General features: G+C 70.2%; 13 protein-coding genes and 1 pseudogene. 10 read left to right on the top strand and 4 right to left on the bottom strand.

The genetic code is table 11. The annotated features are described in order from the left end of the window. A pseudogene (locus D7V97_RS26980) lies at positions 1–947 on the top strand (caspase family protein); the annotation flags it as partial. A gap of 40 nt (positions 948–987) precedes the next feature. Here the strand turns inward: D7V97_RS26980 and D7V97_RS26975 are convergent. Further along, the gene (locus D7V97_RS26975) at positions 988–1,491 is read right to left on the bottom strand and encodes a DUF6748 domain-containing protein (protein ID WP_120613516.1); all 504 of its coding nucleotides are present in this window, start codon (positions 1,489–1,491) and stop codon (positions 988–990) included. A 360-nt stretch (positions 1,492–1,851) separates the two neighbouring features. Here D7V97_RS26975 and dnaN point away from each other — a divergent pair, with 360 nt between their 5' ends. The 6 genes from dnaN to D7V97_RS26945 all read left to right on the top strand — a co-directional run bounded on the left by dnaN (position 1,852) and on the right by D7V97_RS26945 (position 9,718). Further along, positions 1,852–2,958 (top strand): DNA polymerase III subunit beta, encoded by a 1,107-nt coding sequence (gene dnaN, locus D7V97_RS26970; RefSeq protein WP_120613515.1) that lies wholly within the window; start codon positions 1,852–1,854, stop codon positions 2,956–2,958. 111 nt (positions 2,959–3,069) lie between these two features. Then, positions 3,070–4,263: a hypothetical protein gene (locus D7V97_RS44805; protein WP_120613514.1), complete on the top strand. Its 1,194-nt coding sequence runs from the start codon at positions 3,070–3,072 to the stop codon at positions 4,261–4,263. A 71-nt stretch (positions 4,264–4,334) separates the two neighbouring features. Further along, positions 4,335–5,111, top strand: coding sequence for a hypothetical protein (locus tag D7V97_RS26960; protein WP_120613513.1), 777 nt, complete (start codon positions 4,335–4,337; stop codon positions 5,109–5,111). Continuing rightward, positions 5,104–6,171, top strand: coding sequence for a site-2 protease family protein (locus D7V97_RS26955; RefSeq protein ID WP_147444992.1), 1,068 nt, complete (start codon positions 5,104–5,106; stop codon positions 6,169–6,171). Before D7V97_RS26960 ends, D7V97_RS26955 begins: the two co-directional genes overlap by 8 nt. A 116-nt stretch (positions 6,172–6,287) precedes the next feature. Beyond that, positions 6,288–7,160 carry a CsgG/HfaB family protein gene (locus tag D7V97_RS26950; RefSeq protein WP_158623462.1) on the top strand — a complete coding sequence of 291 codons (873 nt, stop codon included), beginning with the start codon at positions 6,288–6,290 and terminating at the stop codon, positions 7,158–7,160. Further along, a complete protein-coding gene (locus tag D7V97_RS26945) occupies positions 7,157–9,718 on the top strand; it encodes a hypothetical protein (RefSeq protein ID WP_147444991.1) in 2,562 nt (853 codons plus the stop codon). Before D7V97_RS26950 ends, D7V97_RS26945 begins: the two co-directional genes overlap by 4 nt. 26 nt (positions 9,719–9,744) lie before the next feature. Here D7V97_RS26945 and D7V97_RS26940 read toward each other — a convergent pair whose 3' ends face one another. Together D7V97_RS26940 and D7V97_RS26935 are read right to left on the bottom strand one after the other, a co-directional pair. Next, a complete protein-coding gene (locus D7V97_RS26940) occupies positions 9,745–10,188 on the bottom strand; it encodes a hypothetical protein (RefSeq protein ID WP_120613509.1) in 444 nt (147 codons plus the stop codon). A gap of 11 nt (positions 10,189–10,199) precedes the next feature. After that, complete coding sequence (locus D7V97_RS26935) at positions 10,200–11,414, bottom strand: hypothetical protein (protein ID WP_233583242.1); 1,215 nt, start codon at positions 11,412–11,414, stop codon at positions 10,200–10,202. Between the two features lie 222 nt (positions 11,415–11,636). Between D7V97_RS26935 and D7V97_RS26930 the strand changes: the two genes are divergently transcribed. Beyond that, positions 11,637–12,764 carry a DNA replication/repair protein RecF gene (locus tag D7V97_RS26930; protein WP_120613508.1) on the top strand — a complete coding sequence of 376 codons (1,128 nt, stop codon included), beginning with the start codon at positions 11,637–11,639 and terminating at the stop codon, positions 12,762–12,764. On the opposite strand, the gene D7V97_RS26925 is transcribed toward D7V97_RS26930, so the two are convergent. Then, positions 12,761–13,144, bottom strand: a complete 384-nt coding sequence (locus D7V97_RS26925) for a hypothetical protein (RefSeq protein ID WP_120613507.1) — start codon at positions 13,142–13,144, stop codon at positions 12,761–12,763. The two genes, D7V97_RS26930 and D7V97_RS26925, sit on opposite strands and share 4 nt — an antisense overlap. Before the next feature lie 349 nt (positions 13,145–13,493). Here D7V97_RS26925 and D7V97_RS26920 point away from each other — a divergent pair, with 349 nt between their 5' ends. Continuing rightward, positions 13,494–14,000, top strand: a complete 507-nt coding sequence (locus D7V97_RS26920; RefSeq protein ID WP_120613506.1) for a hypothetical protein — start codon at positions 13,494–13,496, stop codon at positions 13,998–14,000. After that, the gene (locus D7V97_RS26915) at positions 13,997–14,788 is read left to right on the top strand and encodes an ABC transporter permease (protein ID WP_120613505.1); all 792 of its coding nucleotides are present in this window, start codon (positions 13,997–13,999) and stop codon (positions 14,786–14,788) included. The genes D7V97_RS26920 and D7V97_RS26915 overlap by 4 nt, the downstream gene beginning before the upstream one ends. The last annotated feature ends 56 nt before the right edge of the window (positions 14,789–14,844 follow it).

The raw sequence follows: 14,844 nt of genomic DNA, 5'->3' as shown, positions 1-14,844 counted from the left end.
GCGCGCAGCTCTCACTCGCGGGCAACGTGGCGGGCGGCGGGGTGCGCGGCGGACAGGCGACGCTGGGGTTCAACCTGGCCAACGGGGACGTGTCCGGCGTGGGGCAGCTCTCCCTGGGGGCGAACATCGTGGGGGGCTCCCTGTCCGGCGTCCAGGCGGCGCTGGGCCTCAACGTCATCGCCGATGATGCCAGCGGCGCGCAACTCTCCCTGGGCGTCAACCACACGAGCGGCGTGCTCCACGGCTTCCAGCTCACGCTGGGCGTCAACTCCGCGGCGTCGGACGTGAAGGGCCTGCAGGGCGCCGTCCTGCTCAACCGCGCGTCGTCCCTCACCGGCATGCAGCTCGCGTTCATCAACGTGGGCGGCGACGTGACGGGCATGCAGCTGGGGTTGATCAACGTGGCCAGCGTCGTGCACGGCGTGCAGCTGGGCTTCATCAACGTGGCGAAGGAGGTGGATGGCGTGCCGCTGGGCCTGCTCTCCTTCGAGCAGAAGGGCCAACTGCACCTGGAGGTGTTCGGCAGCGACATCCAGCTCACCAACGTGGCGCTGAAGTTCGGCGGCCGGCACGTGTACACCACGCTCATCGCGGGGCTGGGGCCGGATGATCGCTTCCAGCGCTTCAGCCTGGGGCTGGGCGTGGGCGGGCACATCCCGCTGGGCTCGCGCTTCTGGGTGGACGTGGACGCGGTGGGCAGCCAGGTGCTGTCCACGGACTCGCCGTTCTCCAGCAAGTCCAACAACCTGCTGGCGCAGGCGCGCGGCATGCTGGGCTTCCAGGTCATGCCCCGGCTGGCCGTGTTCGCGGGCCCTACCTACAACGCCTGGTTCACCTGGGGGGAGCCGGGCTTCGCGAAGCTGACCACGCTGTCGGTGAAGTCGCACAGCGGCACCGACTCGCGCGTGCAGCACTGGCCCGGCTTCCAGCTGGGCGTGCGCATCTAGGGCCCAGGCCCCGAGCAAGCCTCGGGGCCTACGGCTCACCTCAGCCGATGACGCGGGTGGCGCGCAGCACGATGGCGTCGCCGCCGGGGCCCGCCTTGAGGCGCTTGTCCAGCGTGCCTTCCAGCTTCAGGCCGCCGGGCGAGAAGGCCTTCTGCATCAGCTCGCCCTGCTTCGTGTCGTCCCCGCCGGTGACGGCGCTCAGGTCCACCTCGTGGAACGACTGGAGCTTCACGTCCGGCTTGTTCGCGTCGAACAGGTCGTAGTGGTCGCAAGGGGGGGCGAAGCAGCGCTTGCCGTTGTCCTTGATGATGTAGACGGTGGCCTGGGTGTTGCTCATGGTGTCGTCTCCGGGTGAAGGGGTGGGGGCGGCGGCGGCCGTGCCCGGCTCGTTGGCGGTGGAGGGCTCGGCGCCGGTCCGCTTCAGGTCGGCGGGCGCCGCGCCGGACTCGTCGCTCGAGGGCTGCGAGGTGGGGGAGGGCGGCTTGCTGCACGCCACCGGGCCGAGCACGAGCACGGCGGAGAGCAGCAGGGAGCGGACATTCATGGCGACTCCATTCAAGGGGGCCGCAGTGTCCTCCGCTGCCAGCCCGGGTTCCAGGTTATCCACGCGGTACCAGGGGGCTCCAGGTCCGGGACCCCTGCCGCCGCCTGTTCAACGTCCGGGCTTCGCGGTCGGGTCCACTCTGCCCGGCCGGGCGCCTGCCGGCCAGGGTGGCACGCGCGATTTGCCCCGGGTCCCACCTGGACGCCCGGGCAGGTTGAAAATCACGGACAGTGGCAAGCGTTGAAGGGGTTCGTAGGAGGGCGGAAGGGTGATTCCGTTCGTTGACGCTCCCGCGGGCGCGGGCTACATCCCGCCCCGCGATATCGGCCTTCCGGGCCGTGACCTGTAAGGACGCCCACGATGGAATTCCGCATCGCCTCCGACGAGCTGAAGAAGGCCCTCTATCGCGCCCAGGGCATCGTGGAGCGCAAGACGACGATGCCCATCCTCGCCAACGTGCTGCTCACGGCGAACAAGGGCAGCATCACCGTCACGGCCTTCGACCTGGACATCGGCGTCGTCTCCGAGCACCCCGCCGAGGTCACCAAGCCCGGCGCCGTCACGCTGAGCGCCAAGTACGTCTTCGACATCGTGCAGAACCTGCCGGACGCGCAGGTGACGCTCAAGAAGCTGGCGAACAACTACGTCGACATCAGCTCCGGCTCCGCGCACTTCAAGATCGTCGGCCTGCCCGCCGAGGAGTACCCGAAGCTGCCCAAGGAGGAGAACGCGCCGCTGGTGCAGATCTCCGGCAACACGCTGCTGGAGATGATCCGCAAGACGCAGTTCGCCATCTCCAGCGACGAGACGCGCTACATCCTCAACGGCGTCTTCTTCGAGCCGCAGGCCAGCGGCAAGGTGCGCATGGTGGCCACCGACGGTCACCGGCTGTCGCTCATCGAGCGCGACATGGCGGGCGACTTCAAGTTGAAGAGCGGCGTCATCATCCCGCGCAAGGGCCTGATGGAGCTCAAGCGCCTGTTGGATGAGGCTCCGGACGCCGAGTGCCACCTGGGCTTCGCGGAGAACTCGGCGCTGTTCAAGAAGCCGGGCCTCACCATGGTGATGCGCCTCATCGACGGGCAGTTCCCGGAGTACCAGCGCGTCATCCCCAAGGAGGGCGAGAAGGTCGTCCTCGTGCCGAAGACGCGCCTCCTGGAAGGCCTCAAGCGCATCGCGCTGCTGTCGGCGGACAAGAGCAATGCCATCCGCATCGGGCTGGAGAAGGGCAAGCTGCTGATCACCGCCAGCAACCCGGACCTGGGCGAGGCGCGCGATGCGCTGGACGTGGACTACCAGGGCGGGGACATCACCATCGGCTTCAACGCCCGCTACCTGATGGACGTGCTGGGCGTCACCGACACGGACGAGGTCAACTTCGAGCTGGGCGACGAGCACAGCCCGGGCGTGCTGCACGGTCCCGGCGACCGCAGCTTCACTGCTGTCGTCATGCCCATGCGCGTTTGAGCAGGGCCGTCGTCCACCTTCCCACGTCGGCTCCGGCGCACCGTTCCACGCTCGACGCTCCGCGCCATGGGGTGGCCTGCGGCCGGAGCATGACCTCCTTATGATGGGGGCGTGGCGACCCGTCCGGACGACCTGAGAGCGCGGCTGGAGGACCGAGCGGACCTCCTGGAGGCCACGCGCCTGCGCTACCGCGCGCTCAAGGGCGTACTGGAGTCCTTCTTCTGGAAGGACCGGATGCGCAACCACTTCGAGCTGCTGCGGGAGGTCGCCGCGGTACAGCCGGAGGTGGACGCGACGCTGGCCGCGCTGAAGCGCCGCTCGGAGGCGGAGGCCTGGCCCCGCGACGCCGCGCCCGTGAAGCTGATGCTGGACGTCTCCCGGCTGCGCGAGGCGGTGGACCGCGCGGCGCGGCGGCGGTTGTCCTCGGGCGGCGCGGCACCGGTGACGCTGGGTGAAGCGCTGCTGCGTCTGGAGACGGAGGTGCTGGACGCGGGGCCGCTGCTCGGTGGCCGGGTCTGGGCGCAGGCGGTGGAGTTGCTGCCGCGGAACCTGCCGGAGCTGCGGGCCGCGTGCGCCGCGGGCGAGGTGTTCGAGCGGGTGTTCAAGCGCCCCGTGGCGGAAGGGGCGTCGGCCTTCTCCGAGGACGAGGCGCGCGAGCTGGCGCGGGCGCTGCCCCTGGGGGCCGCGTCGCTGGTGGCGCTGTGGGAGCGGCTGGAGCGCTACGACTCGCGGGGGCGGGTGAAGGACTTCCTCCAGCGGCGGATGCGCCGGGCGCCCATGCGGGTGCCGCGCAGCGGGCCGGAGCTGCTGTTGCACGCGGCGTTCTGGCACGACGTGGCGCGGGTGAGGGTGCGCGCGGTGCTGGAGGCGGAGCTGGCGCCGGTGGTGCCGCGCGAGGCGGAGCTGCCCGCGCTCCTGTCATGGCATGCCGCGCGGATGTCCCAGCCGGAGCTGCGGTTGGAGTGCGGCGATACGTTCACGGAAGGCCGTGCGGGGCTGGTGGAAGCGGCGGCGGCGCTGGCGGTCCTGTCGCGCGAGCGGCCTCGTGGAGCGTGGAGCGAGGAGACGGCGTGGGCGCGGCTGGAGCAGGCGGCGCACCGGGCCCGGAGCGAGGAGGGGCCGGAGGTGGAGGCCCTGCGGGATGCCTTGCGGCTCTTCGTGCTGCTGCGCGGACAGGCGAGCACGCCCGCGCGGTTGTTCTCGCCCGGGAGCGCGAAGCCGGCGGCGCTGGACGTGGGAGGGACGCGGGACCTGCTCGCGCGGGTGCAGGCGGCGCGTCACGCGGCCTTGCGACAGGGTGGATAAGACAGACGTTGCCCTGGAGGGTGGGTGGTTTGAGGGGGGCGGGAGCCATCTGTTAGGTTGGAAGCCATCCCATGACCGACCCCGTCTCTCCGCCGGCCTCCGACGCCACACCCCTGCAGTTCGACCAGGCTGACTACACCGAGCCGCCCCCGGCGCCCCGGTGCACCGCCTGTGAGCGCTCCATCGCGAGCACCTACTTCGAGGTGAACGGCCACCTGCTGTGCCCGTCGTGCCGCGAATCGGTGGAGGCGTCGCTGACGGGCGGCTCCAAGTCGAAGCGCTTCCTGATGGCCAGCGTGTTTGGCTTTGGCGCGGCCATCGCGGGGGCGCTGGTGTATTTCCTGGTGAGCCTGACGGGCTACAACATCGGCCTCATCGCAGTGCTGGTGGGCTGGATGGTGGGGACCGCGGTGTTCAAGGGCTCGGACGGGCGCGGGGGGTGGTTCTACCAACTGGTCGCGGTGGTGCTGACGTACCTGTCGGTGGCCGCGTCGCTCGCGCCGGACGTCTACAAGGGCTTCCAGGCGCAGTATGGGGAGTCCGCCCCGGCTGCGGCGCCCACGGGCGGGTCGACTCCCGAGGCGCCTGCCGCCCCGCCGGACACGGAGGAGGCCGCGGCGACTCCGCCCTCGCCGAGGGCTGCTGTCGTCATCACGGCGATGATCTCCGTGGCGGCGCCCGTCCTGGTGGGCATCGACAGCCCGCTGTCGGGGCTCATCTACGGCTTCGCGCTGTACGAGGCGTGGCGGCGCAACAAGAAGGCGGTGCTGAACATCGCCGGGCCGTTCAAGCTGGCCGACGCGTCCGGGGCCGAGGCACCCGCCGAGCAGGAGCGCTCCGTTGGCTGAAGCGCTCGCAATCCCTCTCACCCCGCGCTGTGAGGGCTGTGGTTCGGAGCTCGCGCCCCGGCTGCTCACGTGTCCCGCGTGCCGGAAGCTGGTGCATGGGCAGACGTTGAAGCGGCTCGCGGCGCAGGCGCAGGAGGCCACGGACCGGGGCGCGCCGCTGGAGGCGCTGGCGCTGTGGCGTGAGGCCCTGGACCTGTTGCCGCCGGGCACGGGGCAGCACGCGCAGGTGACGGCGAAGGTGACGGCGCTGAGCCAGCAGGTGGATGCGCTGGGATTGGCGGCGCCGCTGGCGGAGGCGGAGCGGAAGCGTTCGGGCATGCCCAAGGTGCTGGCCAGCATGGGCGCGCTGGGGCTGATGCTGTGGAAGTTCAAGTTCGTGCTGCTGCTCCTGCTGGGCAAGGGGAAGCTGCTGCTCGTCGGGCTCACGCAGGCGAGCACGCTGTTCTCCATGCTGCTGGCCGTGGGCGTGTACTGGACGGTGTGGGGTTGGCGCTTCGCGCTGGGGCTGGTGGCGTGCATCTACGTGCATGAGATGGGGCACGTGGCGTCGCTGCGCCGCTTCGGCATGCAGGCCAGCGCGCCCATGTTCATCCCGGGCCTGGGCGCGTTCGTGCGCCTGAAGCAGTCACCGGTGGATGGGCGTGAGGACGCGCGTGTGGGATTGGCGGGCCCCATCTGGGGCAGCGCGGCGGCGGTGGTGGCGCTGATCGCGGCGGTGGTGACGGGATGGAAGGGATTGAGCGCCATCGCGCACGCGGCGGCCTGGCTCAACGTGTTCAACCTGGTGCCACTGTGGCAGCTGGACGGCGGGCGCGGGTTCCGGGCGCTGGCGCGCAAGCAGCGGTGGCTGGCGGTGGCGGTGCTGGGCGCGACGTGGTTCCTCACGGGGGAGAACCTGTTCCTGCTCGTCGGGCTGGCGGCGGTGTACCGGGCCCTCGCGACGCCGGCGCCCGAGGAGGGCGATGCGCGCACGCTGGTGGAGTACAGCCTGCTGGTGGCGGGGCTGGGAGCGCTGGGCTGGGCCGCGAAGCACTGGACGGGGGCGACGGGGGTGTTGTGAGGGGGCGGTGCTGGTTGCCCGAGCGAAGGCTCCGCTAGATTGGGTCCCTGGTGCCCGCGCCCTGTGTGGGCGGCGCCCGGGAGGGTGCGTTGCACAGGACAGTGGGAGTCGTCGGGGTGTTGTGGGCGTTGGGGGCCTTCTTCGCGGCGGGCGGTGCGGCAGCGGCGGAGGTGGCACCGCCGCCCGAGGGCGCGAAGGTGCAGGCCGCGCCGTTGAAGGAGGGTGAGAAGCCGAGGCTGCTGGTCTCGGACCTGACGCCGCAGGGCGCGGAGCCCGAACAGGCGGCGGCGCTCACCGACGCGGTGGTGCAGACGCTCACCGAGCGCGGACTGTTCCAGGTGCTGTCGCGCAAGGACCTGCAGACGGTGCTGGGCACGGAGCGGCAGCGGCAGTTGCTGGGCGCCTGTGACACGAACCCGTCGTCGTGCGCCACGGACCTGGGCGACGTGCTGGGCGCGCGCTACGTGTTGACGGGAGCGCTGTCGAAGCTGGGCGCGACGTATGAGCTGTCGCTCCAGGTCATCGACACGGTGAAGGGGCAGCCGGTGGGGCGCAGCACGCGGCTGGCAAAGGATCCGCAGACGCTGAGGCAGCTGGTGCCCTGGGCGGTGGCGGAGGCGAGTGGCGCGCCGCTGCCGCCGCCGGCCTCGCGCGTGCTGCCGTACTCGCTGCTGACGGGAGGCGGCGCGGCGATCTTGGGAGGGGGCGTGTACGGGCTCATCGCGCTGTCGCGGCAGAAGGTGCTCAACGACGAGCTGTGTCCGGGAGGGGCTTCCGCGTGCGCGGGGCAGAACCTGCGACCGCTGTCGTACTACCAGGAACAGGACCGCAAGCTGGGGAATGACAAGACCTTGGCGCTGGGCGTGATGGCGGCCGGGGCGCTGCTGGTGGGCGCGGGGCTGTACCTGATGCCGCCGCCGGAGGGTGGGCCTCGAGTGGCACTGGTGCCGGCGCACCGGGGGCTGGGCTTCGCGGGGGTGTTTCCATGAACGCGCGACAGGGGCAGCGCATGGGCGAGCCTGGCGACGAAGGAGCACAGGGTGGTGGCGGAGACGCGCGACACATGAAGCCCTCGGGTGGCGAAGGTTCGGGCGCGAGTGCCCGCCGCTTCCTCCTGGGCCTGCTCGGCGCCGCGAGCTTCTGGGCGGTGGCGGCGGCGTGTTCCGGCGGCGTGAAGGTGGACGAAGGCAACGCGTTCCCCTGTGACCTCACGCAGTCCGAGGACGTGCGCGACACGGCCTGTCCGCCCGCGTGGCGCTGCGGCATCGACAGCCGGTGCCACGAGGCGAAGGAGGAGTCGGTCACGCAGTCGAGCGAGCCGACCTTCGAGGCCACGCGTCGCTACCCGGTGCTGCTGGAGGGCGATGCAAGGCTGGTGGCCTCCGACGCGCGGGGAGGCCAGGCGGTGGTGGGCTACGCGGACGGTGGCGCCTTCCTGTCGAACGGGCGCGTGGTCCGCTCGCTCACGGTGGAGCCCCCGACGCTGACCCCCGGGCAGCTCGCGTTCACGGGGACGCGGGTGGCGGTCGTCTCGCAGCGAAGCGCGGTGAGCGGAGAGAACGCGCTGCGGCTGGGACGGCTGGATGAGACGCGTCCGCAGGTCGCGGTGCTGACAGTGGATCCCACGGTCGTGACCACGCGAGTGCGAGCGCTGCGCGTGGCGCCGGGGCGGCTGGAGCGGGGCCTGCTGGCGGTGCTGCTCGACACGCTGGGCGCGGGCGAGGTGGCGCCGGACACGGGCACGTTCACGCCCTATCCAGGAGCGTTGCGAGCCCTGCCAGACGCGGGCGTGGAGGTGTGCGGCGCCGCGCCCCTGCCGCCGTGTCCGCCGGATGTATTGCTGCTGCCCTACCTGGACGTGAGGCCCGTGCCGGCGTCGGTGTTCACGAAGGACGCCGGGACAGGACCCGACGCGCTGCCCGTGGTGGTGACGCCGGAGTACTTCTTCTGGAGAGCCCCCGCGAGCGTGCCGGGAGGCAAGGACACCTGGAAGGTGCTCAACCCGGAGGACCCCATCTCCGCGGGAGGAGCGCCGAGCCCGACGACGGCGGAGCGCGCGCCGGTGTGGTCGCTGCGTCACAACGAGACCGCGGAGGTCTGGGCGTTGCGGCGGCCATTGGAAGGTCGGCACGTGCTGGGCACCTGGGTGCTGCGGCGCAGTGGAGGCGAGCCCAGGTTGGAGCGGGCCTGGGCGGACTGCACGCCGTGCGGGACGGGGCGCCTGGTGGCGTTCACGCCGGTGTCGGACGGAGCGCTGGGGGTGGAGGTGTTGTGCGAGTCCGCGCAGGCAGGCCGCCGCACCTTCGCGCGCGTGGTGGGGAGCTCGGTGGTGAATCCGAGCGATGCCTGTCTCACACAGCCGCTGGAAGCGCCGGTGGATTTCGCCGAGCTGTCCTCGGACAGCACCACGGGCACGCGGTTGGCGCGAGCCGGAGCGGTGGATGATTCATTGGGTTCGGGGGCGCTGCTGGGAGGGGAGCACGGGCAGGTGTGGCGGGGCCGCACGCTGTCCACGTTGCGGCCGCTGTACCTGGACCGGGTGCCGCAGAGCGTGGCGCCGCTGGGCAGTGGGCTGCTGGCGTTGACGCGGGACTACCTGTCGCTGGAGGTGCCGGACTCGAAGCTGCCCGCGCGCGTGGGGCTGTCGGTGACAGCGTCGTCGGCGGAGGCGGACGGGGGCGTGCTGGAGCAGCCCGCGCTGGGCGGCCTGGTGGAGGGCTCGGCGGGATGGTTGGTGTTGGAGTCGGGGCAGGTGGCGAAGGTGAACACGGAGGGCGCGACCTCGGACGTGTCATTGGGAAGCACGTACGGGCCGCAATTGCTGGCACCCAGCGGTGCGCCGACGTCGGGACCCTTCCTGGGACAGGGGGTGACGGCGGAAGGAGGAGGCTCGCTGGTGATCGCGGCGAATGATCAGCTCTACTCCCTGGAAGGCATCTCCCCGACGACCGAACCGGGACAGCTCCCCGGAGTGTTGCCGCGCCTGACCCCGGATCCCGGCTTCCCGGTGCGCTCGCTGGCGAGGGACCGGACCGTGAGTCTGACGGGAGCAACGCCGCAGCGGGTGCGAGGCTGGGTGGCCACGGGCCGCAGCCTCTTCGAATACGCGCAGTCGAAGGAGGGCCGCTGGAGCCTGACACCGCTGCCCCTGGGGGACGCGGAGCCGGTGAAGGTCTGGAGCCGCGAAGGCGCAGGCGTGGGCTACGGAAGGGTGGGCCTGCGGGACGGCGTGGTGCTGCGATTGCCGGAGGGCCTGCCGCTGACGAAGCCGCTGCCGGCCGAGGGGCGCGCGGTGGACTACGCCTCGCTCGCGGGCTGGCCGGTGGCGCTGACGGAGACGGACGTGTACGCGGCGACGGCGCGAGGAACGCGCGCGGACGGACAGGCGGGACTGCTGCAATGGATGCCATTGCCCAGGCCGGCCGGGCTCACGAACGAAGCGCTCCTGGGCGCACGCATCTTCGTGGTGAAGCACGACAGTGACGAGGTGCTGTACCTCTTCATCCGCACGGGGTTCGTGTACCAGTTGGGGAAGGGGAGGCTGTAGTGCGCTTCCATCCCCGCAGGGTTGCGCTACTGCGAGACATCCAGCTCCCGAAGCTTCCCGAGCGCAACCTCATTTCGTGGGTCTTTCTGGAGAATGCGCCGATAGAGCCGGATCTTTTCCGCGGGGTCGCCTGACAAGGCAGCTTCCAGGGTGAGCACCTGGAGATGTTCCGGGTCCAGCGTCCGGGCCTCCTCAAGCTGCCGGACTGCCGCCTCATCCTCTCCCATGAGGAAGTACACGAAGCCAAACTGCACACGTGCAGTCACGTCTCCAGGACAGAGTTGCAGAATCCGTTCAAAGGTCGGAACGGAGACCTCTGGATCCGCATAGAAGCGCTCCGCGAGGCCCCGAAGCTGGGCCGTGTCGGTGATCTGGGAAAGTGCTCCCAGCAGCTCCTGCTCCGGCCCTGGCTCGTTCGTTTCCAGGCGCCGCTGAGCGAGTTCTTCGAGCTGACTGAGGGTGTCGCTCATGGATTGAGCCTTCATGGCGGGATGAACGCCGTGTTGAGGGTGATGGTTCCGTCCGCATATCTGAACCAACGAAGGGTCAGGTTGACCGGCGTCCCCACCGCATCCTTCACCTGGAGGGTACCCTCGAAAACGGCCCCCGAGGCGTTTGTGGACAAGGGGCTCACCTTCCCGTCGAGCTGGCGCACCGCATCGATGAGCACCTGCCGCTGCTCCGCCCACGTTGGGGCCAGTCGGTCGAGATTGTGCTTGGGGATGTCAACGTGCGTGTCCTTGACCGAGATGCCGCCATCCTGGCTTCTGGGGCCTCGCGCCACCATGGCAACGGCATGAGGCGCAAGCCCCACGGTCATCGTGCCCTCGGCAATGGCAATGGAGCGGACGCCGCCCACCATCGCCGCGGACAGCTGGAAGCCCGCGTTGGTTTCAGCCGCGAGAGCCGCCTGGGCGAAACCCGGGAGCATGGGCCCCTTCGTGGCCAGATTCGCCGCGCCTCCGCCCAGCGCCGCTGTCAGGGCCAGGATGAGGACCCGTGCGCCGTTCTGTCCCAGCACCTTCCCGAAGGCCCGCCCCGCGTCTTGCAGTTCATCGAAGGCAACAGCCCGCTCCGAGTCCACGGAGAGCCGCTGCCACCCCTTCATGAGGTTGGCGAAGGAATCCAGTCCGATGTACGCGATGACGTAGGTCGTTAGCGCAATCGCCACGAGCTTCGTCACCGGCTCGGGCGCGACGAGCAGGAGCATGTACGCGGCCATCGCGGAGGTGATCATCGCCTTGAGGGCGAGTGGGTTGATGACCTCCTGCACGGCACCCTGCACTCCGTCCCATACTCCGTCCCATGCGAAGGACAGGGCCATCTTTCGTCGCTCACTGGCATCCAGAAAGGTGAAGCCGTCCTCCAGCAGGGAAAGGCATTCTTCCGGCTGGCCCTGCCGTGAGCACCAGGCACCGTAGTCGTTTCTTCGGGTGCGAGGCTCCGGTTCCCAGGATGCGGGCCGGGCGCGCCGACCCGTTTCTTCCTCGGGCCGAAGAGAGAAGCGCATGTCCAACACCAGCCGGGTCATCACCTGCTGGAACGCAGCGGCGTCGACCTCGATGGTGTCCACGCTCTTCGGTGGGCTGTACACGATGGGCTTGCCCTGACCTGTGTCGAGGTACACCACCCGGGAGGTCGCGCACCCCGCAAGCAGTGTTCCCAGCAGCAGCAGTTCTGCCCAATGCAGCCGCATGTCTGTCCCCTCACGCCGCAGGATTCATGGCGTGGGTCAGCTCACGCGCGTCCTTCCGCCCGGTCGATACGTCCACGGTGCCGGTGTCGTGAGACGGACAAGGCTGTGCCATGAACCCCAGCCCGCCTCCACCCGTGCCCCCCAACCAGCGGAGCACACCGCATCACGGCACTGGCCGCCCGCCGCATCTGTAGTACGAAGGGCCCCCCTCACGGTGACGCTGTGCGCCTCCTCTCCCTCCAGGTCCAGGACTTCCGCAACCTCCCGAAGGTGCAGCTCGCGCCCAGCATCCACGCGACCATCGCCGTGGGCCAGAACGGGCAGGGGAAGACCAACCTCCTGGAGGCGCTCTACTTCCTCGCCACCCTGAAACCCTTGCGCGCGGGCCGCCTCTCCGAACTCGTCCGCTGGGGCTCACCGGCCGCCCGCGTCACCGGCCGCTTCCTCCTCAAGGGGGCCGAGCGGGAGATCTCCGTCGAGGTCGGCGGCGGCACCCGCCAGGCCCTCGTGGACGGCAAGAAGGCCTCCAGCCTGGAGGACTACTTCGGCGGTGTCTCCGTCGTCGCCTTCACTCCGGACGACCTGGAAGTCATCAAGGGCGGCCCCGACGCGCGCCGGGCCTTCCTCGACCGCGCCGTGTTCAACCGCTTCCCCGCCTTCCTCAAGGAGAGCCGCGAGTACGCCCGCGCCCTCAAGAACCGCAACCGCCTGCTCCGCGACGGTGCCTCCGTGGACGCCGCGTACCTCGACGCCTACGACGAAACGCTCGCCCGCGCGGGCGCCCGCCTCTATGCCCGCCGCCGCGCGCTGATGGCGGAGCTCGCGCCTCGCGCCCAGGCCACGTTCGCCTCCATCGGCCGCACCGCCGACCCCGCCGTGTATGGCTACCACCCCGCGCACCTTGGCGCGGACTTCGCCCAGGCGGACGAGGCCACGCTCGCCGCCGCCCTTCGCGAAGCGCTCGCGGGCCGCCTGCGCCGCGACCTGGACCGCGGCTTCACCTCCGTGGGCCCGCATGTGGACGACGTCTCCGTGACGCTCGGCGGCCGCAGCGCCCGCGCCTACGCGAGCCAGGGACAGCAGCGCGCCCTGGTGCTGGGCTGGAAGATCGCCGAAATCGAGAACCTGGAGGCCGCCATGGGCTTCCTCCCCCTGCTCCTCCTGGATGACGTCTCCAGCGAGCTGGATCCGGAGCGCAATGCCTACCTCATGGGCTACCTCGCCCAGAGCGGCGCGCAGGTCTTCCTCACCACCACCGACGCGGGGCTCGTCCGGGCCGCCGCCGCCAGTGACTCCCTCTGGCTCACCGTCCACGCGGGCCAGGTGAACACAGACACACCGTCTACCTAGTGCACGCGCCGCCGCTGCCAGGGCCAGTGCACCGGCCCTCGCTTCGCCCGGTGCGGAAGCTGCTCCTGCGTCACATGGCCGAAGTACGTGTAGCGGAACTCCGCCCACAGCATCCCGAACGCCACCGCGAACAGGAACACCGCCAGCGTCAGCCACCACGGCGTGCCCGTCGCCCACGCGATGATGCCCAGCACCGCCAGCACCGCGGACGCGCCCAGCGACACGTTCCGCAGGCGCTTCGACTCGCTGAACGCCATCCCCATCGTCACCATCGAGATGAGCAGCAGCGGCCACGCCAACCAGTACGACGTGCGCGCGAACAGGTTGGCAATCGATAACAGGAACAGCCCGAATCCAAATATCGCCAGTCCGCCGTCCATCGAATCCTCCTCGTGAGAATCCCCTCGGACTCCCGGCTGAACATGCGTCCTCATCCCGTCCAGAAGCAGTCCCCCTCCAGGGCACGCCCCCCGCGTCCGACCGGGGACACGGCGGGAGAGCGGCACCTCCGGCTCCCCTGGAATACACGCCCTCGCGGTCGTGTCTCCTTCGTGTTCCCACGAACGCGTGCGCCACGCCCGGAGTCCTTCCGAGACACCGGGCGCCCGCTGGCGGCGTGAGGCGCGGTAGTCGACGTTTGCTCCAACGAAGTTGTTGCGGACGCCCCAGGCCTGCACCATGACGTGCGCCGTCCCACCCGGAAGCCCTCGGGACGAACGAAATGGTGCCATGTCGCGGATGCTGCTGACGCTCGTGTTGTCCCCCCTGCTCGCGGGGTGCCACCGCGCGACGTTCGAGGACTCGGAGCTGAGGAAGTCGGACGTGAAGTACCGCGTCGGTCCCCTGTCCAACGACGTCTGGCAGCGCACCGGCTTCGAGGACAACGACCTCGCCTTCGTGGAGCGCGGTGACACCGGCCGCGTCCTCGCCACCAACTCCACCTGCAAGGACCACGACGACCCGTCCCTGCCCGTCCTCACGAAGCACCTGCTCATGGGCTTCACCGAACGGCAGGACCTGGGCCAGCGCACCTTCACGCTGGACGGCCGCGAGGCCCTCCGCAGCCGCTACGTCGCGAAGCTCGACGGCGTCCCCGTGTCGCTGGAGCTCGTCGTCGTCAAGAAGGACAACTGCGTCTTCGACTTCAGCTACGTGGCCCCCGTGGGCACCGCCGAAGCGCGCATGGCCGACTTCGACAGCCTCGTCTCCGGCTTCCACGCGGAGCGCCAGCGATGATGCCCGAACCCCACGTCCCCTCCGGGCCCTCCCTCAAGGAGCGCCTCCACGAGCGCATGCAGTCGCTGGGCGCGCTGTCCGTGATGACGGGCCAGGTGTTCAGCCGCGCCGTGCGCCCCCCGTATGACGTGGCCGGGCTCATCTACCAGACCGAGTCCCTGGGCGTGCGCTCGCTGCCCATCGCGCTGCTCACCGCCACCTTCGCCGGGCTCGTCATCTCCCTGCAGTTCGGCTACTTCCTCGCCCGCTTCGGCGTGCAGTACACCGTGGGCCGCGTCGTCATCCTCACGCTCTTCCGGGAGCTGGCCCCCGTGCTCACCGCCCTCACCGTGGGCGCGCGCATCGGCTCCGGCATCGCCGCGGAATTGGGCTCCATGACCGTGACGGAGCAGGTGGACGCCATCCGCGCGCTCGGCGCGGACCCCTTGCGCAAGCTCGTGGTGCCGCGCGTGTTCGCGTGCCTCATCGTCATGCCCGTGCTCACCGTGTTCTCGGACGTGGTGGGCCTGATTGGCGGCGCGCTCGTCGTGCGCTCGCAGTACGGCATCTCCCTGGATCAGTTCTTCCAGGGCGCGATGGACGCGGTGCTGATGGGCGACTTCGTGTCCGGCGTCGTCAAGGGCGCGGTGTTCGGGCTCATCATCGGCCTGGTGGGTTGCTTCAAGGGGCTGGCGGTGGAGGGTGGGACCGAAGGCGTGGGCCGCGCCACCACGCAGACGGTGGCCATCACCTCCGTGTCCGTGTGCCTGTCGGACTTCTTCATCACGAAAATCACGCTCTACTTCTGAGTGAAGCCCGAATGAAGCCGTCCCGGACCCCGCGCAAGTCGCGCACCCCCCACGTC

The sequence above is a fragment of the Corallococcus sp. CA053C genome (assembly GCF_003611675.1).
Classification (GTDB): Bacteria; Myxococcota; Myxococcia; order Myxococcales; family Myxococcaceae; genus Corallococcus.
Note: the sequence above shows the minus strand (reverse complement) of the source record. Positions and strands in the feature narration are given on the sequence as shown.

What these genes read in the sequence shown, in the direction of transcription:
- D7V97_RS26975 (WP_120613516.1), bottom strand. Translation starts at nt 1,491, where the DNA reads ATGAATGTCCGCTCCCTGCTGCTCTCCGCCGTGCTCGTGCTCGGCCCG.
- dnaN (WP_120613515.1), top strand. Translation starts at nt 1,852, where the DNA reads ATGGAATTCCGCATCGCCTCCGACGAGCTGAAGAAGGCCCTCTATCGC.
- D7V97_RS26960 (WP_120613513.1), top strand. Translation starts at nt 4,335, where the DNA reads ATGACCGACCCCGTCTCTCCGCCGGCCTCCGACGCCACACCCCTGCAG.
- D7V97_RS26945 (WP_147444991.1), top strand. Translation starts at nt 7,157, where the DNA reads ATGAACGCGCGACAGGGGCAGCGCATGGGCGAGCCTGGCGACGAAGGA.
- D7V97_RS26940 (WP_120613509.1), bottom strand. Translation starts at nt 10,188, where the DNA reads ATGAGCGACACCCTCAGTCAGCTCGAAGAACTCGCTCAGCGGCGCCTG.
- D7V97_RS26935 (WP_233583242.1), bottom strand. Translation starts at nt 11,414, where the DNA reads ATGCGGCTGCATTGGGCAGAACTGCTGCTGCTGGGAACACTGCTTGCG.
- D7V97_RS26925 (WP_120613507.1), bottom strand. Translation starts at nt 13,144, where the DNA reads ATGGACGGCGGACTGGCGATATTTGGATTCGGGCTGTTCCTGTTATCG.
- D7V97_RS26920 (WP_120613506.1), top strand. Translation starts at nt 13,494, where the DNA reads ATGTCGCGGATGCTGCTGACGCTCGTGTTGTCCCCCCTGCTCGCGGGG.
- D7V97_RS26915 (WP_120613505.1), top strand. Translation starts at nt 13,997, where the DNA reads ATGATGCCCGAACCCCACGTCCCCTCCGGGCCCTCCCTCAAGGAGCGC.